The organism is Rhizobium sp. P28RR-XV (genome assembly GCF_012641385.1).
Lineage (GTDB): Bacteria > Pseudomonadota > Alphaproteobacteria > Rhizobiales > Rhizobiaceae > Rhizobium.
Map to the genome: position 1 here is coordinate 111,560 of NZ_JABAIG010000012.1, position 17,853 is coordinate 129,412.

At 56.4% G+C, this 17,853-nt stretch carries 23 protein-coding genes and 1 tRNA gene; 13 read left to right on the forward strand and 11 right to left on the reverse strand.

Annotated features, from left to right (window positions below; genetic code table 11):
- The first annotated feature begins 65 nt into the window (after positions 1–65).
- From HGP12_RS25235 to HGP12_RS25245, 3 genes are all read left to right on the forward strand, one after another.
- On the forward strand, positions 66–491 hold the full coding sequence (locus tag HGP12_RS25235) for a secondary thiamine-phosphate synthase enzyme YjbQ (RefSeq protein WP_168842425.1): 426 nt from the start codon (positions 66–68) through the stop codon (positions 489–491).
- Positions 492–671: 180 nt separating this feature from the next.
- Positions 672–977 (forward strand): hypothetical protein, encoded by a 306-nt coding sequence (locus HGP12_RS25240; protein WP_168842424.1) that lies wholly within the window; start codon positions 672–674, stop codon positions 975–977.
- A 244-nt stretch (positions 978–1,221) separates the two neighbouring features.
- Positions 1,222–1,560 (forward strand): hypothetical protein, encoded by a 339-nt coding sequence (locus tag HGP12_RS25245; protein ID WP_168879635.1) that lies wholly within the window; start codon positions 1,222–1,224, stop codon positions 1,558–1,560.
- Between the two features lie 227 nt (positions 1,561–1,787).
- Here HGP12_RS25245 and HGP12_RS25250 read toward each other — a convergent pair whose 3' ends face one another.
- A complete protein-coding gene (locus HGP12_RS25250) occupies positions 1,788–2,531 on the reverse strand; it encodes an SIMPL domain-containing protein (protein ID WP_168842422.1) in 744 nt (247 codons plus the stop codon).
- Between the two features lie 159 nt (positions 2,532–2,690).
- On the opposite strand from HGP12_RS25250, the gene HGP12_RS25255 reads away from it, so the two are divergent.
- Positions 2,691–2,766: transfer RNA gene (locus tag HGP12_RS25255), tRNA-Ile, on the forward strand.
- An 11-nt stretch (positions 2,767–2,777) separates the two neighbouring features.
- Here the strand turns inward: HGP12_RS25255 and HGP12_RS25260 are convergent.
- Positions 2,778–3,278, reverse strand: coding sequence for a GNAT family N-acetyltransferase (locus HGP12_RS25260; protein WP_168842421.1), 501 nt, complete (start codon positions 3,276–3,278; stop codon positions 2,778–2,780).
- 186 nt (positions 3,279–3,464) lie between these two features.
- The gene (locus HGP12_RS25265; protein WP_312862931.1) at positions 3,465–5,252 is read right to left on the reverse strand and encodes a hypothetical protein; all 1,788 of its coding nucleotides are present in this window, start codon (positions 5,250–5,252) and stop codon (positions 3,465–3,467) included.
- A gap of 236 nt (positions 5,253–5,488) precedes the next feature.
- Here HGP12_RS25265 and HGP12_RS25270 point away from each other — a divergent pair, with 236 nt between their 5' ends.
- Positions 5,489–5,899 carry a hypothetical protein gene (locus HGP12_RS25270; RefSeq protein WP_168842419.1) on the forward strand — a complete coding sequence of 137 codons (411 nt, stop codon included), beginning with the start codon at positions 5,489–5,491 and terminating at the stop codon, positions 5,897–5,899.
- Here HGP12_RS25270 and HGP12_RS25275 read toward each other — a convergent pair.
- The 3 genes from HGP12_RS25275 to HGP12_RS25285 form a co-directional block, all read right to left on the reverse strand.
- Entirely contained in the window at positions 5,896–6,291 is a 396-nt protein-coding gene (locus HGP12_RS25275; RefSeq protein WP_168842418.1) for a DUF4440 domain-containing protein, read from the reverse strand. The genes HGP12_RS25270 and HGP12_RS25275 overlap by 4 nt on opposite strands.
- Positions 6,248–6,724: a hypothetical protein gene (locus HGP12_RS25280; protein WP_246703527.1), complete on the reverse strand. Its 477-nt coding sequence runs from the start codon at positions 6,722–6,724 to the stop codon at positions 6,248–6,250. Before HGP12_RS25280 ends, HGP12_RS25275 begins: the two co-directional genes overlap by 44 nt.
- A gap of 332 nt (positions 6,725–7,056) precedes the next feature.
- Positions 7,057–7,845, reverse strand: coding sequence for an XRE family transcriptional regulator (locus HGP12_RS25285; protein WP_168842417.1), 789 nt, complete (start codon positions 7,843–7,845; stop codon positions 7,057–7,059).
- 383 nt (positions 7,846–8,228) lie between these two features.
- Here HGP12_RS25285 and HGP12_RS25290 point away from each other — a divergent pair, with 383 nt between their 5' ends.
- From HGP12_RS25290 to HGP12_RS25305, 4 genes are all read left to right on the forward strand, one after another.
- On the forward strand, positions 8,229–8,447 hold the full coding sequence (locus HGP12_RS25290) for a hypothetical protein (RefSeq protein WP_168842416.1): 219 nt from the start codon (positions 8,229–8,231) through the stop codon (positions 8,445–8,447).
- A 68-nt stretch (positions 8,448–8,515) separates the two neighbouring features.
- Entirely contained in the window at positions 8,516–8,800 is a 285-nt protein-coding gene (locus HGP12_RS25295) for a hypothetical protein (protein WP_168842415.1), read from the forward strand.
- Between the two features lie 56 nt (positions 8,801–8,856).
- Positions 8,857–9,273, forward strand: coding sequence for a hypothetical protein (locus HGP12_RS25300; protein ID WP_168842414.1), 417 nt, complete (start codon positions 8,857–8,859; stop codon positions 9,271–9,273).
- Complete coding sequence (locus HGP12_RS25305; protein WP_168842518.1) at positions 9,248–9,913, forward strand: DUF6362 family protein; 666 nt, start codon at positions 9,248–9,250, stop codon at positions 9,911–9,913. The genes HGP12_RS25300 and HGP12_RS25305 overlap by 26 nt, the downstream gene beginning before the upstream one ends.
- Positions 9,914–9,987: 74 nt before the next feature.
- Here HGP12_RS25305 and HGP12_RS25310 read toward each other — a convergent pair whose 3' ends face one another.
- A complete protein-coding gene (locus HGP12_RS25310; RefSeq protein WP_168842413.1) occupies positions 9,988–10,713 on the reverse strand; it encodes a 50S ribosomal protein L11 methyltransferase in 726 nt (241 codons plus the stop codon).
- Positions 10,714–11,017: 304 nt separating this feature from the next.
- Here HGP12_RS25310 and HGP12_RS34850 point away from each other — a divergent pair, with 304 nt between their 5' ends.
- The gene (locus HGP12_RS34850; RefSeq protein WP_409526859.1) at positions 11,018–11,251 is read left to right on the forward strand and encodes a hypothetical protein; all 234 of its coding nucleotides are present in this window, start codon (positions 11,018–11,020) and stop codon (positions 11,249–11,251) included.
- 72 nt (positions 11,252–11,323) lie between these two features.
- Here the strand turns inward: HGP12_RS34850 and HGP12_RS25320 are convergent, their stop codons facing one another.
- The 3 genes from HGP12_RS25320 to HGP12_RS25330 form a co-directional block, all read right to left on the reverse strand.
- Complete coding sequence (locus HGP12_RS25320; RefSeq protein ID WP_168842412.1) at positions 11,324–11,530, reverse strand: hypothetical protein; 207 nt, start codon at positions 11,528–11,530, stop codon at positions 11,324–11,326.
- A 307-nt stretch (positions 11,531–11,837) separates the two neighbouring features.
- On the reverse strand, positions 11,838–12,134 hold the full coding sequence (locus HGP12_RS25325; RefSeq protein WP_149634850.1) for a hypothetical protein: 297 nt from the start codon (positions 12,132–12,134) through the stop codon (positions 11,838–11,840).
- Positions 12,135–12,267: 133 nt separating this feature from the next.
- Positions 12,268–13,236, reverse strand: a complete 969-nt coding sequence (locus tag HGP12_RS25330) for a polysaccharide lyase (protein WP_168842411.1) — start codon at positions 13,234–13,236, stop codon at positions 12,268–12,270.
- A gap of 339 nt (positions 13,237–13,575) precedes the next feature.
- Here HGP12_RS25330 and HGP12_RS25335 point away from each other — a divergent pair, with 339 nt between their 5' ends.
- Complete coding sequence (locus tag HGP12_RS25335) at positions 13,576–14,736, forward strand: polysaccharide biosynthesis protein GumK (RefSeq protein ID WP_205926625.1); 1,161 nt, start codon at positions 13,576–13,578, stop codon at positions 14,734–14,736.
- A 5-nt stretch (positions 14,737–14,741) separates the two neighbouring features.
- Here HGP12_RS25335 and HGP12_RS25340 read toward each other — a convergent pair whose 3' ends face one another.
- Positions 14,742–16,256, reverse strand: a complete 1,515-nt coding sequence (locus HGP12_RS25340) for a lipopolysaccharide biosynthesis protein (protein WP_246703528.1) — start codon at positions 16,254–16,256, stop codon at positions 14,742–14,744.
- Between the two features lie 87 nt (positions 16,257–16,343).
- Here HGP12_RS25340 and HGP12_RS25345 point away from each other — a divergent pair, with 87 nt between their 5' ends.
- Both HGP12_RS25345 and HGP12_RS25350 read left to right on the forward strand, forming a co-directional pair.
- Positions 16,344–17,282 (forward strand): ATP-grasp fold amidoligase family protein, encoded by a 939-nt coding sequence (locus HGP12_RS25345; protein ID WP_168842410.1) that lies wholly within the window; start codon positions 16,344–16,346, stop codon positions 17,280–17,282.
- 59 nt (positions 17,283–17,341) lie between these two features.
- Complete coding sequence (locus HGP12_RS25350) at positions 17,342–17,830, forward strand: heme-degrading domain-containing protein (protein ID WP_168842409.1); 489 nt, start codon at positions 17,342–17,344, stop codon at positions 17,828–17,830.
- The last annotated feature ends 23 nt before the right edge of the window (positions 17,831–17,853 follow it).

Below are 17,853 nucleotides of genomic sequence, written 5' to 3' on the forward strand. Positions count from 1 at the left end.
CGGGCTTGACATTCCGGCCACTGCGCCCGACCTGATGCGGATCTATCGCCACGTGGGGGAATGCCATGCCGCAAACCGCTGTTACGCTCTCCACCCACGGGCAGGGGCTCTACGAATTCACCGATCAGGCGAGGGAGTTCGTCCGGACGGCGGCGGCCGGCGGCGAGGGGCTTTTGACCGTCTTCGTGCGTCATACTTCCTGTTCCCTGCTCATTCAGGAGAATGCCGATCCCGATGTGAAGACGGATCTGAAGGCTTTCTTCAGCCGGCTCGTGCCGCCATCCTCCGATCCTTCGATGCGCTGGATCGTGCATACGATGGAGGGGCCGGACGATATGCCGGCGCATATCAAGGCGGCGCTGACGCAGGTTTCGATCGGCATTCCGGTGATGGGCGGCCGGCTGGCGCTCGGCACCTGGCAAGGGATCTATCTTTTCGAGCATCGCGACCGGCCGCACCGGCGCGAAATCGTGCTGCATTTTTCCACCTGAGCCCTTTATGCCTTTGCGTCAATCGGTTGTTAATCGTCATGAATACAATCTGAACGGCCAATTCGCGTTCGGTTCAGCTTGACGGACCTAACGTGCCCTCAATCCCAAAGGCATCGGCCATCAACGGGGCAGATAACGGGATTGCAACGATCCGTAGCAAGGACTTGAAGGAGAAACACCATGACCAATCTTTTCGCCAAGGCAGGTATTGCAGCTCTCATCGCGCTCGGCACCATTTCCGCAACGGCCGTCTCTGCATCGGCCAACGATTTCCACCCGGGTATCCAGCAGGCACGCTATGACCACTATCGCGGCCGCAGCTGCTCGCCGGGCCTTGCCGTTCAGAAGGCGCGCGACATGGGCCTGCGCCGCGCCCGCATCGACAACATCACGCCACGCCGCGTCGTGGTCGAAGGGTTCGGTCGCCGCGGTCCGGATCGCGTTGTCTTCGCAAACGTTCGCGGTTGCCCGCTGATCCGCCGCTGATTGCAGCGCACCAAGGTTTTCCACATCTATTCGATGGATTCGAAGCCGCCTCCGAAAGGGAGGCGGCTTTATTTTTTACGCTATGCTATTATCGGCCATCTGGTGTCACTTTAGCGTTCATTGTAGCTGAATATTGGATGAATGGCTGATTCTGAGCTCGTTCAGTATCGCGCCGTTACGTCTTGCCCGTTCGCTCGGTAAATCCTGCGGAGATGAGGGGCGCTTTTGCTTCACGGAGAAGATAATGAAACAAATGCTGGCAAAGTTGGGGGTCGCCGTTGCCGTTGCAGTAACTGCGCTGTCAGGCACGGCGGATTTTGCTTCCGCACAGGGCGTGGATATCTATGTCGGTCCGGGCCGGCATCGTCCGCCACCGCCGGACTATGATCGGCCGCCTCCGCGCTTTGACCGTCGCGGTTGCGACCCGCGTCAGGCTATCGACGTTGCCCGCAGCTATGGCTTGCGTCGTGCCCGGGTCGTGGATGTGACGCCGCGACGTGTTATCGTCGATGGCTTCGGTCGCCGCGGCCCGGACACGATGATGTTTGCCAATGTTCGCGGCTGCCCGATGCTCGGCCGCTGATAAACATTGCGGGCGCACAAGGCGCCCGCTCTTCATGTTGACCTTTTCGCTTTTTTTGGCGGGGGCCGCGAAACCGTCCTTTGCTCGATCCGAATGGATTTGAGCGAAGGGCGGTTTTGTTTTGGTCAAGAGCGGTTCAGCTTTTCACGGAAACTCTGAACCGCTCCATCTCTTTGTTGTCTCGCAATTCCGGACGGAAACCGCTCAGCACTTCTCCTGGAACTGCTCTATTGCTGGATCGCGTAAGTGATGCTGACCGACGCGTTGTACTCATTCTCGCCGGTTGCGACGGGCACGGCCTTGTCCATCGGCGCGGCTGCGGCCATGCTGCGCATGTAGGGCTGCGGCGGAGCAGCGATCCCACCCTCATTGATAGCGATGACGCGGCCGAGCTTGACGCCGGCGGCATCCGTCAGGGTCTTCGCCTTGGCGGCGGCATCGGCAACCGCCTTCTTGCGGGCATCTTCAAGGACCGCATCCGGCTTGTCGTTGGTGAATTGAATATCGCCGCCCTGGTTGATGCCGAGCTTGACTGCCTGGTCGAGCAGTCCGCCGAGCTTGGAGAGATCACGCACGCGAACGGTCAGGCCGTTCGTCACCTGATAACCGGTCAGGACCGGCGGCTGGCCGCGGCCATCCTTGTCGTTGGGATAGGTATATTGCGGCTGGATCGAAAAGCCCGAGGTCTGCAGATCGCGCTCGGCAATGCCGCTCTCCTTCAGCGTCGCCAGTACGGCGCCCATGGCCTTATTGTTCTGGTCGAGCGCATCCTGGGCTGCTTTCGCCTGCTGGACGACCGACAACGTCACAACGGCCATGTCCGGCGCAATCGTCGCATGCCCTTCACCGGTGACGGTGATGACGGCTTCCGGCGACTTGGCGTCTTCCGCAAAGGCGGTTGCCGCAGGCACGAAGAAAGTGGCGCTGACAAGAGCGGCAAGAGCAAAATCTCTGGTTTTCTTCCGAAGCATGTTCGTTCCTTGGTTGATAATTCCTCAGGATTCGCTTTTGCGGATTGATTGTGAAGGTATTACGGCAGTCCCTTGTCGGAAAAGAGAAATTGGGTTAGAGCCAAGTCGGCTGCGGAGAACCATTGCTCCGGAGTCGCAAGCGCGAAGCTTTTTCGCGCCGGGCCTGTAGCTCAATGGTTAGAGCCGGCGGCTCATAACCGCTTGGTTGGGGGTTCGAGTCCCTCCGGGCCCACCATTTTCTCCTGATCAAGTAGCATCGTATCCAGCGTGATATGCAACTGCGCCGGTTGGCACAGCTCCCTCGAACACGATGTACTGAAAATATTCGGTGGGCACGTCGGCATAGCGCAAGGTGGGGTTGCTCGTGAAGCCGAAGCGGGCGTAGTAGCGGGGATCGCCGAGAACAACACAGCCGTTGGCGCCGTATTCTCTCAGGCGGGCCAGTCCTGCCTCTATCAGCGCTTTTCCAATGCCGTGGCCTTGCTGATCGGGCCGGACTGAAATCGGGCCGAGGCCGTACCATTTCTCGGCTCCGGATTCGACGGCGACGGGCGAGAAGGCGACATGGCCGACGATCTGGTCATTCTCCACGGCGACAAGTGAAACGGTCAGCGCTCCCGCGTTTCGCAATGCATCCACGATTGCGGCCTCCGTGCCGGAACTATGCTCCGCGTTCTCGAAGGCGGCGATGGTGACTTTGCGGATGGTGTCGATATCCTCCGGTTTTTCTGCGCGTAATGTGGTCAACGATAGGGTCTTCCATGTTGATGGATTTGGATTGCGTATTCTCTAACACAGTGGGCGTTTCGAATGGAGTACGAAGGGCATGCCATGCGCATCACGGCGCCGAACGGCAATTGCCAGCCAACGCAGAAGCATTATTGCCCTGGCTGATCACCTTTGGCGCAGATCACCGGCAGGCGACGGCGATAATCAGAAACCCGCTTTTTTTAGACCCTCGCAATAGAGATCCTTGTGCCATTGCTCCTTGGTTGGGACAAATGACAGCCATCTGTCGACATCGAAGTCGGGATTGGTTTCGCGGACGCGGCGTACCAGCATGCGCGCTTCGTCCTGATGGCCCAGCATTGCCCAGCTTGCTGCCGCAAGCCGGTCTGCGAGGCTGGGGTCGGCCATCTGGTTGATGTAATCGAGAGCAGTCTGGAACCGGCTGAGAGTATAGCTCGCGCCGGCGGCAGTCCAAAGATAGAGGTCCGGGTTGATGGGATTGAGCTCCATCGCATGATGGATTTTTTCAAGTGCCGGGCCGGGCTGGGAAAAATGGACCAGCGTGTCGGCATGATCGGCAATGACATCAGCGTGATGCGGGCTCAGCGTTTCCGCCGTTTCCAGCGCTTCCACGCTCTCGTCGATGGAGCCCTGGAAGAGCTTGGCCACACCAAGCTCGCGATAGCCATCGGACAGGTCATTGCGAATTGAGATGGCGCGCGTCGCGAAGTCCTCCGCCGATTTCAACAGTTCATTATCGCCGCGGGCGGTCAGCAGCCATTCGTTGGTATAGGTGCGGGCGATGGCGCTGAGCGCTGGCACAAAATCGGCGCTCTGATGAAGGGCGGCCTTCAGCTCCCTACGGGCGCGACGCATATCCGGCAGGGTCAGGCGATGGAGATATTGCTGCCCGACAAGATATTGGTGGTAGGCCGCCGGATCCTGCTCGAAATAGGCACGGGTCATTTCATGGCGCTCTACTTCCGCGGCGGCGGCGAGAACGATCTGCCGGGAGATCGTGCCCTTATTGCGAACCAGATCCAGTTTGCCGAAGTTGAAACGCTCCGCCCAGATGACCTCATTGTTCGGCAAAGAGATGAGCTGTGCGAATAGTGAGAGATCGCCATTCGGTCCGCTCAATCGGGTTTCCAGGACGTAATTGATGTCGTAGCGCTCGAAAAGCGCAAGTTGATTGTCGCTTTGGCGGCTAATCTGGACGGCGGAATAGGGTGCGATCACGCGCAGGCTGTGCAAGGCGCAAAAGCCGAGCGTGATATCCTCGATCAGCGAGGAGGCGACCATGGTTGCGGCTATATCGGGACCGTCGTTGCCGGGCGGCAGCAAGGCAAGACGCGGTATGCGCAGGATGGGCCGTGTTGCGGCATCCTGTTCCGGCGCGCTACTGATTGCGGAATGTGAAGCGATGTCAGACGTCGGCGAACGTGGCGATGCCGGAGACGTTGCAGGCCATGATGAGATGAGATCCGTGCGGCGTGCGAATATGCGCCTGAGCTGTTCCAGGCCGCCTTCGACGTCAAACGCCTTCAATAATATGCGATGGGTATTTTCGTCCTGAGGTTCGGCTTCGAAGAGAAGGAGGGCCACCTCCTTGACGAGAGCAACATCGGTGGTCGCCGCCGGAAGCTTTACGGCGGTCTCAAGTGCTTCTTTCAACATCGCGCGATGGCGTTTCCTTTCACTCTCCCGCCAGTCGATGAAGACCCTGCTTTGACAATTCGCCCTCTCGAGAAATTTGGATTGCAGCCCCTTGGCCAGGAGGGCAAGGCTGTCCAGCGGGCTCCTTGGTGCGTCCGCGTGCGCGGGGACAATGTCGCTGGCTAACGCGCCTTGGACAAGGCAAATATCCGTATCGTCAAAGGTTAGAAATTCGGCATTGAGGTCCGACTGCCGGCTCCTGACGCGGGAAACGAGTTTGCGCAGGTTCGTCAATGAGTTTGCCTGGTCGCCTTCACCCCAAAGAAATCGTGCCATGCTCGTCCTGCTTACGGATCTGCTATTCATTGCAAGCAGATAGGCAAGTATCAGCAGTGCTTTCTTCGGGAATGCTATTTGGCGTTCCTGCCCATCCAGAAGAGTGACTTCTCCAAATGTTCTGAGTGAAAATCCCATCGCACCTTCTACTCTGCCTTGAAAATGTAAGTACGGGCATCTTTCGGAATTTCCGGGGGCTAAGGGCCAGATAAACGCCGAAATGATAGTGGAATCGATTGGGTATTCCTGCTGCAAGGCATGAATATTTGCAACTAAACTATTTTCTGTTCTCTGTTTTGAAAGCTGTTGTTGCAGGAAAGCTCGGTTTTGATGACAGACCGCTGGATGGTGAAAATTTCCGCTCTGATATGAGTTTCATTTTCATGGCTGCGGGGCAGGCGGACATGCGTGAACTGCCTGTCAGCGTAGCATCCGACGAACGGAAAACTACTGTCAGCGTACGTCACACCGGTACCGGTTTGCGGGCCGCATCCGGGCGGACTCGGTTGCCGATCTCATTCGGATGGCTGACGGGCTTGAGATCGACAAAGCCGCAGACGATGGCAAGACGCATAGCGCCGCGCCACGGCTACGTTAGCGCGGGCTTTAGTCAGCTCTTGAGCGGAGCTCCGAAGAGGGGGCTTTAGCAATCAGGCATTGTCGGCGTGCCTTGATGAAATATCATCTGCCATCGACCATCGATGCGCCGCCAAATCGAACTTCGCAGGACATGCCGTACCGGCCTGTCTCCTTCCGCAGATCGAACGCTTCGATATGTAACGAGGACGGCGTCAGGGGAAATTGACCGAAAGGTATAATCGCGTGCCGTGACCGGCGGCGAGGGCGGTTCCGCCTTTTCCGCCGCCAGGCTCATAATGAGTTCGTCTCTGTCATCGTAGATCGTCCCGGAACTGCCGAATTCGACGAAGCCTTTCGCGAGAAGGTTTGCCACCGTATCCGCTGATTTCCGAATTTCGGGACGATGCAATTCTTCCTCAAGCCGACGGATCTCTTCGAACTCGCTTTGTGAAACTTCCATTTACCACCCCAGAACGGTCTGATTGTGACCGTCGCACGCTTCCGATCATCAACGGCTCGAGAGTTCGCTCTCGCTCAATCTTGCGGGGCTCATCATGATCGATTTGCCGGCATTGCTCCAGTTCATTGGCAAAAAGCTCTGCTGCGTGACGGCCGACATATGTCTTGTCATCTTCAATGACCGTGGCTATCCGTCGAAATAGCTCCGTTTCGAAGCTGCTGGCAGCGTTCGAAAGGCTCGGCCTCGCCAATCTCGCGCCACCATCGAGGCGGATAGCCGAGACGTAAAATTCGTCTTCGTAATCATCTCCGGCTGACGTCAATTCAGCGCGCCCGTAGAGCAACAGCCCGGTTTCCCAGCGATCGCAGAGGCGAATGTTGAGTTCGTCGAATGAGTATTCGCAGGAGAAGGCGGGGCTGGCCTGCATGATCATGCCTCCATCCGTGCGATCGATGCAGAGAAGAGGTTTGCCCCTTGAAGGCCAGCGGCTTTCGAAGTCTCGGCTGATCCCCACGAGATATTAATCGGTGCTCTAAGCATTGCGATAATCTCCTTCCGACATCTCTTCGGATCGAACATTGATGCCGTGGACTGTCCGGCTTCGCTGACTTCGCGCAAACTTTTTGTCTTTCATGGTCGCTTATTCCTTTCAGGGCCAACGGCTCCTGAAGGGGATATTGCTCGCAAACATAATGCGTGTCAACATTATTTATGTTGTTCAGGCTGAGGTCGACACCAAAGATGTTTTTTGCCCATATGGATTCTCTACTTGCGGGCAATGTGTCCGCAAATACGGCCGATGACTGTCAGTCGCTCGAGTTCGACGGTGAACGTTTCCAGCGCGGGATTGTCCGAAATGATCTTCACTTGGCCGGGCTGCGTGAAGGGCACGCGCTGAAGGCGCTTGATCTGCGGTTCGGAATAGCCATCGCTGATAGCATAGACGGTGTCCGTCGTCATTTGGTTCTGGGAGAGGTCGACGATCACGCGATCGCCCGGCATGTAGGTCGGCTGCATGGAATCGCCGACGACTTCCATGATGATGGTATGATTCGGCGAAGCCTTTGCCTCATTCCGCAAATAGCCTGTGGGAATAAGCCATTCCGCGACGATTTTATGCCCGGCGACGTTACCGGAGCCGACGGGAAGGTTGATGACTTCGCCGATAATGCCGCTTCCGGCTCCCAATTTGACATCGACCTCGGGCATCGCGCCCGCGATCTGCGGCGTCCAATGCTCGCGGCTATAGCTGTGCTCTTCGCCATCTTCGGCAAATCCGTCTTGATCCTGCACGTCGGGATCGAAGGAGGTGACGATGGTCGGCAGCGCGCGCGCAACCGTCCGCGGTCCTTCTCCTGTCAGGAGGTAGCCGGCCGAGGTGCCAAATTTCTTGGCGTAGCGATTGGCGATTTCGGCGCTGAAATCGTTCTGTCCGTTCTCGTGCGCGCGATAGGTGGACAGGCTCACGCCGAGCGCTTCCGCTGCCTTCGTGGCTGATGGATAGTTTGCGGCTTCGCGGGCCGCCTTCAGTCGTTCGCCCATGGATTTTTGCATTTTTCGACCCTTGCAAAATTTACAACATAAATCATGTTGACATAACCTTTATTATCAACATAATTGGTGTTTATCAAGGGGGCTGCGGCGTAAACTGCTGCAAGCCCGTACGCGCGGACTGATGTGCGGATTTTAGGTCGGATGTATTGAAAGGTGACGGGTATGACCAAAGGCAGAAGGGGCAGAAGGGGCAGAAGGGGCAGAAGGGCATCGTCTCGCTCGGGATATTTCGACCGCTTCTGGGGCTGCCCCGGCTGTCGGCGCATCTTGTTGATTGCGGAAATTATCGAACTGCATTGTGAGGACCGCGATCTTGCCATCGAGCCAGTGGAAATAACCGTTGGCGAGCCAGCCGATGAAACGCCCGATCTGGAGAGATTGTCATGAGCGAGTTGCTGCAGGGCTTTCTGGCTTGCGTGGGCGCAGCACTCTTCTTCGGCACCATGCTGATCGCGGTAAAATCGATCGTTTGCAGATCACCATGCTCATATGGCGAGGATGAAGATTGTGGCGCGCCGGAAGGGGATCAGATCCACTTTCGGGTCGCTAAAGAGGAAAATACTCGCGCCGAGAAACCGGCACGTCTCGCCGAAATGGGCTGACGCTCCCCATCAAAACCCAACAGAACACTCAACAGACAGATCCGGCCCGTCGGCTGGAGGAGGTTGCTATGAACCAATTTCAAATCGGAACCGAAGCCGTTGCCGGCGGTCATCACGGCTGGATCCGGAAGGTGCACCGGGCGACAAATGAGATAGTCCGGGATAGTCGCGGCGAACCCATCGTCTTTGCGACGCAGGATGCAGCGAAGGCCGCCGCTGGCGAGGCGATGGTTGCCTATCTCAATACGCCGATGCTGCGTGATGGGGCGAGGGTCGAGGCAATTTCCAAGGCGGAAGCCTTCTTCAAACCGAAGCATGCCACCGCCACAGGAACCGCCGAAGGCGTTGCCTGATCCTTTTGTTGGAATGGCAAAGCATCAAATTCACTGACGAAAAGAGTTGAGCTGTCATGACCAAAGGCAGGCTGGATTTTATTCTCGATGGGCTCGGCATCAAGCTGGTTCCGGTCCATCGGCGACGCGCCCCGGCAGAAAGCCATGCGCGTGGGACGATGCAGGAAATCCGGGGCCGCTACGGCGATGGCCATCTGGTCTTCGTTTTGCGGTGCATCCGGCAGACCGGAGGCAATCGGGACGAACTCTGGTCGGACACGATCGGTGCGGTATCCGATGTTCTCGCGCAGCGCCAGGATTGGGCGCTGCAACGTCCAGGCGCTTTATTAGGCGCCTTCGATGATATCGCGCTCGCTACATTACGCACAGACGCGGTGGCGCGGCGGCCTTGGCCCGTTCGCGCGACGTTGCGCACGCTGATCTATCAGGAATTGGAGAAACGACTTGATGCACCAGTCCGCCTTGCGGTTTGATACCCTATCTCTTCGCGCGGCAGAGATCGCCGATTTGAGCCTGATTGTCCGTGCCCGCTTCGTCGAGGCTGCCGACACGATGGTCCATCTCGATGTGCGCGGCGTCCGGCCGGACAGAATGCGGACGCTTTGGCCGGAGGTTTTACCCGAGGCAATGGTGCATGGGGATATGCGCACTCATTATCGGCCAAGTGCGGCGGCGATCAGCCGGGCGGAGGAGGTTTTGCAGGAATGGTTGCGGGTTCACGTCAAGGAGGGAGAACGGCGCATCCTGCTCTCGCGATGGTCCGTTTGCCTTGCCGCGCCTTACGTTGCCGGCTCCTTCCGGGATTTCTGTGCGCGGACGGGACGCGTGCGCCGTACGGCTGAGCGGCGCATTCAGAGCGAATTCCAGAATCTTGCCAGCGTGCTTCTCGCCGGCTTACCGATATTGCAGGAACCGGATTGGTCGCGCATAGCGCCGATAATGCCGAATGCGTCTGGTCGGTTCGATCGGGTAAAACCGCAAGCGCCCAAGCATGAAAACCATTGGCTGCCGGATGATGCGCGGCCCGTCTTCGATCCGGCAAGCCCGGAACTTGCCGAACTGGCCAAGCGATTGGAGCGCGGAAATCGCAGGCGTGCCAAGATGAACGCATGAATCGTAGCGACGATTGCGGTCCGAACCCGGGTTGTCGCTGCAAACTGCTGAATATCTCCTCCTGGTGACTTGCCTCATTCAAATGTAAAGACGCCGGCTGGGTGCGTCCTTGTGGTATCCTCGCCGAAATCCGCGACTGCATATTCCGCCAGAAGCCGAAGTCGCGATGTCGGCAAATGCGCGCGCCATGGGTCACCAATCAAGATCATAATTCCCTGCGCCAGACAGCGATCCAGAAATGCTGTGATTTTCTCAGCAAGTGCTGCTTCATAGAAAAGATCTCCGACGCATATCACGTCGACGTCAGGCGATTCTCCTTTCGTCAAATCGCAGAGCATCGCATTGACCGTTACTCCATTCAATGTCGTATTGAGCTCGATGGCTGAGATTGCACAGGGATCAATGTCGGCGGCATGGACTTCCGCCGCACCCGCCTTTGCGGCCGCAATCCCAACAACTCCCGAACCGGCGCCCAGATCAAGCACACGACAACCGGCCACACTTGCGGGCTTGTCGAGAAGATGATGCGCCAAGACCAGGCCTCCTCCCCAATAATGTGCCCAATAGGGGGAACCGAACTGCGAATCCCGCTCCGCGAGGCGTCGCAACCCGCTTTGCGGGCCTGCTTTATGCAAACGAATGTCCGGAATGCCGGGAACAGGCTGGACAGGGAGATTGGCGATGATGAATCGCCGAATCCAATCCTGGCTCGTGACATCACCCGCACCGTGTTCGTGTTGCGGCAGGAGTGTAGGGCGGATCTGCTTGAGGTTTCTCTTCGGCTGAATTCGATCGTGCATCTCTGATATTTTTCGAAGCTGCCAGGTATGGATTGGGGTTGTAGCGTTCAAATCGTCGGACTGTAGAACGCAATATTTACCAGTGATTTCAAATTGTTATTTGAATCCCTTGTCAAGGCTCGCATTCCTTGCACGGCGATCGCTCTTCGAGGGTGTCGCCAATCACGCCGAAAATTGGTTCGATCTCTTACCAGGTCCGGCGGAGGTCAACCGACTTCTCGATGCATTGGGCGGCAAAGTTGGCCTCAACGGGGATTTTGGCAATTGGGAGCGTGTCGGCAAATATGATGATCTCGCGAGAATCATGGGCCGCGCCGAACTTTGCCATGCAAAGGGGCGCTATTCAGCGGCTGGCCTTGATGCCGAGGATTATATTCGTTGCGTCAAGCTTTCCACCGCGGCCAGTTATCAGGGTCCTTTTACGCTAATCTATGATTCGACATACCATCGCGACGAATGGGCCGGCATTCTTGAAGAGCGGGACTGTATCGCCGATGTTTTGAGAGAGGGGCTATCGATTAAGGCTTCCTATAACTGAAACGGAACCGCTGCCTCGGTTCGTCAGAATGCCGTGATATTACGAATTTGAGGGCGAATGGGCGGCCGATCATCAATGAAATTCGTAGTCATACAGCGCGCCCAGAAGCTGGTCCTGGGTTTGATAGCCGGCATTGTAGAGATCGATAGCCACGTTGGCCGCGGACAGGCCGTCCTGACTTTGCAGTCTTATGCTCCGCTCTGCGCACCAGGCGAAGAGTGCGCCTGCGAGGACATCAATGTCGTCAGGATAAAGCGGCGCGTTGACCATCATAGACATTCGCTACACCATTCATTGTTGGAGCTATACCGGGCGGGGTAAAGCGAACACTGCTTTGGTTTTGGAAATTTGCAACCGCGTTCATTGCTCGACGTTAACGTCAGACTGATATGGAACAGGTAGCTTGTCTCCTAATGTAACAAGGGTTCTTTTCGAGCACATCATTGCAGAGTTTGATGCTCGCCAGGCTTGGCTGTTGGATGTGCAAGCCTGTCCTTTGTGTCATGTGGCGCAACAAACAAAAGGACGCCGAGCGTAATCGCCAGCGCCACTAGAAGGGATAATACGAGCTTCGGTCTGGAAGGCATCATTGGTGAATTGGATAGGACGCCCTGACTGCGGCCTCGATCAACTCTTCGGCATATGAAAGTGCCGATGCCGTGTCTTCTCCGTCGAGTTTCAGTTCCTTGCACTTGTGATGCATGGCTCTGCGAATTTGTGCGAGCAATGCAGCGTCAATATCGACTTCTCCTTCGTCGAAGACGTGCGTCAATGCAGATTGAGCAACGATTTCGAGAACCGCTACCCTCCCTTCGATTTCACCGAGGGATGGTATTGCATTCCTCTTCACGTGCTGTTTGCAATCGCGATGAGTAGTAAGCATTCCGGTCACCTCCTTCACGAAAGAAGATAACTAACGAAAGGAGAAAAAGTTCGGCCGAATTGCTAAAAAAAGCAATTTTTGTAGCGTTCCCTAGCGATGTTTATCAATGACCGGCGCGACTCCGTCTACCATCTCACTTCATGGGACACAGACTGGGGTCCGGCAATACATCGGCGCAATGCGGCGAACGACGAAAATCGTCATAGTAGAGGGTCCATACAGTAGTATCGGCGGCACGATATGGACCAAATTTAAAGTATTGGTTCTTTCCCAGTCCGTGGTCTGCGTGTCCAATATGGCCGGTAACAGAGACGATCCATTTGTTATTGGCGAATATTTCGATATGACCTGAGCCGTCCGGGCCAGGTTTACTGTAGATGGCAAAATCAATCCATCCCGAAGCAGGCGTTGGTAGCTTGTTGCCGCGATTTATTACCTTGATTGCGCTCGTGCAGCTGGTGAACTCCGCACCATCAACGTCATTCCAATTATTATCCGTCGCCACCAATGCACGCATCTGATTGGTGTCTGGCCGGAACCAAACTGGCGTTTCGCCGTCACCACAAATTTCCCCATCGCTCTTGGGCTTGCGCTTCTTGGTCGGCGCGACGTAGTTGGTTTCCACCGTAGCGAAAAGCTTGCCGTTGTTTAGGCGCAGGGCAAGGAAGGGACTGAAATCCCCCTCTGCCTTCGGCCCGATTTCGCGTTTCCATTGCGCAATGAGATAACGATGATCGCCAGACGGGATGGGATCGGCGAACTTCACGGCAAAGCCGTACCAAACTCCCTGATCGTAAGGTACGCGATATTTGGTGCGCTCCCAGATCTCCGCTCTTTCGCTGCAATTCGCTTTGCCGGGCGGGCAGAATGGTTTGACACTCAGCTTCAATGCGCCGGGGCCAGTCCGCTTGACTTCCGATTGAAATTCAATCGCCCCCGCTTTTTGCTCGAAGTTATCGCGATAATAGAGATGGCCGGACGGTGCGAAATCCGTACCGTCGAAGCCATCACGCAGAACCATCTGCGCTGGGCTGTCAGCCAGAGTTGGCGTTGCGGCGCAGGTGCAGGCCAGGATGGCGGGCAGTGCGTATTTTGCATTCATGCAGGCGTATTCCTCTGGCGGGACATTCGTAGAGCTTTATCAATGACCTGTTCGCTTCTTGCAGGCAAGCGAGAGCTTGCGCGGCTTCAAGCCCAATTGATGGTTCGCCAAGTCACTTCCAATCAAATCCACGAGAACGAGTACCACAACCTATTAATGTGATGATTGATGGTGCTACTTTAACCGCCTGTTAGACGCTTTGCGGTTCATATCCCTACGGATTGGGCTTGGTTGCGGCTATCAGCGCCCCGGACATGATCGTTCGCCGCCGCAACCTCAACGACGTTTTGATGTCGGTCATGAGACAAACCGGCGAAAGGTCGCTGTTGGGGATCGCCTTTGGCAAATGGGGATGCGGAGCTGGCCATAAGCGAGGCCAAGCAACAACGAAAGATCGTGATTCTAACGTCACACGCGTTTCTGCGCGGCTACCGCAAGGCGTCGATCCACTTCATCGCGTCCTGCTGGGCTGAGCAGGGAGATAAGGTCGATTTTGTTACTATAGGACATAGCTGGCTGACCCTGTTGAAGGATCGTCCACGTTTTCGCGCACTGTCCCAAAACCAGGCGAACCGATTTCAGGTTATCGCCGCTAACTTGAGAGCAGGCGCTTATCTTCCTCCGTTCCATGCCTTCAGCTCCAGCAACCGTTTTCTGAATGTAGCAAATGCTGGTTTCTTTCGGCTCTATGGCCGCTATCTTCCGACTTTTGCACGGCGCGCAATCGCCGATGCAGATTTGGTAGTGATCGAAAGCGGCTCGGCACTTGCATTCTTTAACAAGGTCAAAAGGCTGAATTCGAGAGCACGCACCTTGTATTTTTGCCGCGATCTATTGAGCAGCATAGGTGCAGCACCATTGCTGCAAGAGATTCAGGCCGCTCGGATTGGATGCTTCGACACGGTTTGCGTTCCTTCGGAAAGGCTGGGTGCGATGTTGCCACCGGGGGGACGTGTGTGTGTCATTCCTCAGGGCGTTGACGCCACCCTTTTTGATCGCGAACAGCCGTCGCCGTATCAATCTGGCAGTCGAAATGCAATTTCCATCGGTAATATGCTCTTTGATCAGGCGTCCGTCGCTGCCATGGCAGCGGCTGCACCGGATGTGAATTTCCACGTTTTTGGCGCAGCATGGAGCGGCTGGGTTCAGCCAAATGTCACGATCTACGGCGAGCGGGACTTCGAAAGTATCGTTCCTTATCTGCAGCATGCGGATTTTGGCATTGCTCCCTATCGGCTCACAACAACTGAGGTTTATCTCGCCGAATCAAGTTTGAAGCTCGCGCAGTACAGCTATTGCGGCTTGCCGATCCTGCTGCCTGATCTTGTTCCCTTTACCCGTGCCAACGGGATTGCATATCGCCTTGACGGAGAGGTTGCCTGGCGAGAGAAGATCGACGCGGCATTGGCGATGCGACGTTCGACTGCTTTCCGCGATAGAATAATGACCTGGGATGAGGTTGCACGGCAGACTTTTGCCGCCGCCTTCGAAGCGCAGTGATCTCTTTAGCCTTGCGCCAGGAAATCGAGCAGTTTTCCGGCGAATGGACGTGACGCTCTCGGTAACCTCGTCGCCGCTGTGTCCATCACAATCTGTACGTCTTCGGGTGTAACCAAGCGCAAAAAGCGGATTGCCAGCATATAGGTAATTGCCCCGGCGGGGATGGCGGTCATAAGCGCCGCTAGCCCGTCGAGACCGTAAACACAGAAGCCTGCGGCGCTCGCGCATAGAAGAGCTGCGAGCATCGTTTTTGCCAAGGCTGCCATAGGCACAGCAACGCGGGCATATTTCCAAGCCATCCAGCCGAGCAAGGTGAACGTCAATGTAACGATCATTGCCCGAGCAAGAGCGGCACCCTCGAGCCCGAACAGCGGCACGAGAGCCGTCAACAACAATATCGTCGATATGCCGCTTACAATCTGTATGCGCAGCAAAATAGCGCTGCGCCCGGAAGCGCCGATCATCCCCCAGGGGATGACGGACATGCCGGCGAGCCAGACAAGGGCCAGCAGGGTGGCTGCCGCCGGAATGGCAGGCTCAAAGGCATCGCCGAACATCAGCGGCAAAAGCTCGGGCATGATGGTTGCGCCGCCGAGGCTGATCGGCAGCATGACCAGGGCGACGACGCGGATAACACGTTGATATGCCTCATCAAGCGCTTGCTGGTCATTTCGCGCGTGTGCCTCGGCGAAGCTGACGATCAATGCTGGCGATATCTGGAGCATGACCTGTTCAATGAGGCCGGCTAGGCCGAGGCCTGCAGCGAAGTAGCCAATACTGGTCGGAGAGAGAAAGACACCGAGAAAAAGGAACTCTATGCGCGAGAGGACGAGGATCTCGATGAGATCGCTGAGCCACATATACCGGCCATAGCGCAACATTTCCGGTGTCAGCGCGTTTCGCGAATATTTTGAGGCGGGATCGATGTAGCCCCGCAATTTCAATGCTTGTGGCAGGTAGCGGGCGACATAGCCGATCAAGGCGCCGGTGGGGCCTAGTAACCAGGCTCCGGCAAAGACGAGCGGAACTTGCATAATTCCGCCCAGTAAAGTCGTGCGGGCCGTTTGACCGAAGCGGTTCCTTCCACGTGCGACGGCGGTCGAGAATACATGGAACGCATAACTCAGGGACAGGAGCCCGGTAACCAGCCAGAACCAGGCATGGCGTGCATCGTGGTGAACGTAGGTAATTGCGGCATAGAGAAGAATGGCCGCGGTGATCATGCCGACGGATATGAGAAAGCTGCGCAGCGCCGTACGGACCAATGTTTTCCATGCGTCGCCATTGCCCGAAAGGTTCCCCGCATTGCGCAGCAAGGTTTGGGGCAGGCCCATGTCTGCCAGCGCTGCGGCCGCCGTCGCAACCCACAATGCATAGGCGACCTTGCCTGACCCGGCGGGGCCGAGCAGGCGGGCGGCGATGATGCTGCTCGCGAAGCCCGCTGCCAGCGAAATGGACGTTGCTGCTAGGCTGATCAGTGAGCTTCTAAGAAGATTGGATGCAGACGTGCTCATGGTCATCTATCTTGAAGGCCGACGCATAACCTTGTGTTAAAGGCGGGCTGGTAGTTTTCACTTGCGTTCTAGTTGAAATTCAAGATGGCTGCTATGACAGATCGAGCTGCTGAGCGGGATGGATTTCTTATTCCCGGATATCTGCAGAAGGGGTTGCGCGAGCGGATGCACAATCTCCTGTGGCGGCTTATGTCGCCTTTGCCGGATAGGGCTTATTGTGCTCTGAAATATCGTACCATCCGCGGCAAATTTCCCAATTTGACATCACCTCAAACCTTTACCGATAAGGTGCAGGCGCGGAAACTCTACGATCGCAATCCTCTCTTTTCACGCTTCGTGGACAAGGCCGAGGCCAAGCTGCTGATTGCGGAACGGGTTGGCAGCCAATATGTCATTCCCACGATTTGGGTCGGGACCGATCTGGCTTCCGTGGATTGGTCGGAAATTTCCTTGCCTGCCGTGGTCAAGCCGACCCATGCGAGCGGTGTGGGGCGATTTCTTTATGGAGAGGCGGATGTGGATCGGCTTCTCAAGAGTGATCCTTCGGCCGAGTGGCTATCGATCGATCATGCTTCCTACAACAGGGAGTGGGCTTACAGCCAATTGGAGCGCCGCATTCTCATAGAAAGCATGTTGCTCGTCGATGGCCGAGTTCCTTGGGATTATCGGCTCTTCACCTTCAACGGCAAGGTTTCTCATATCGAGATCGACATACGTGAGGGTGGTCGAGGCTACTCCTGCAACTATACGCCCGATTGGCGGAAGCTGCCGTTTTACGATCCGGATTATCTTGGCCTTTATCCGGGCGATGTTGCGCGCCCGCCGCGGCTGGATGAAATGATCCATGTCGCTGAAACCGTGGCGCATGATATCGATTTCGTTCGTGTCGATCTCTATGCGTCGGCGGAGTGGGTCCGTGTCGGCGAATTGACCTTCTATCCCGGCGGAGGCTTCGAGGCATTTGAGCCGGAGGAATATGATCTCTTCATCGGTCAGAAATGGCGGCTTGGTTTCGAAGTCCCAAAGAGATAGGTGGACAAATCCCTTTCTCCGCGTTTGATAGGCCGATCCATTTTTAGGAAAGGCTTTCCATGACGATCGATCAGGACCTTGCTCGTATCGAGCTTCAAGAGGAAACGCTGCGTTTCGACGCTTTCGATCTTTCGACCGCCTGGGTACTCGGCAAGCTGCTGCGCGACCTGGCCAGCGAGCGTAATTTGGGCGTCGCAATCGATATCACGCTGCATTCGATGCCGGTTTTCTATGTTGCGTTACCCGGCTCCACCCCCGACAATTCCAACTGGATTCGCCGGAAGCGCAACATGGTCTTGCGGTATTTTCGCAGCAGCTACGCCAGTGCCTTGCGACTACAGCAGCAGGGGAAAACAATCGAGGACAATGGCCTTTCGAGCGTCGAATATGCCGCATCCGGCGGCAGCTTCCCCATTTTCGTCAATGGCACCGGCTGCATCGGCGCAGTCACCGTTTCAGGCCTTCCACAGCGTGAAGACCATAATCTGGTTGTCGAGGCGCTGGCTCTGACGCTTGGTCACGAGCTTCACAATCTCAATCTCGCATAGAAAGCTAAGGCGGCGCGGGTTTG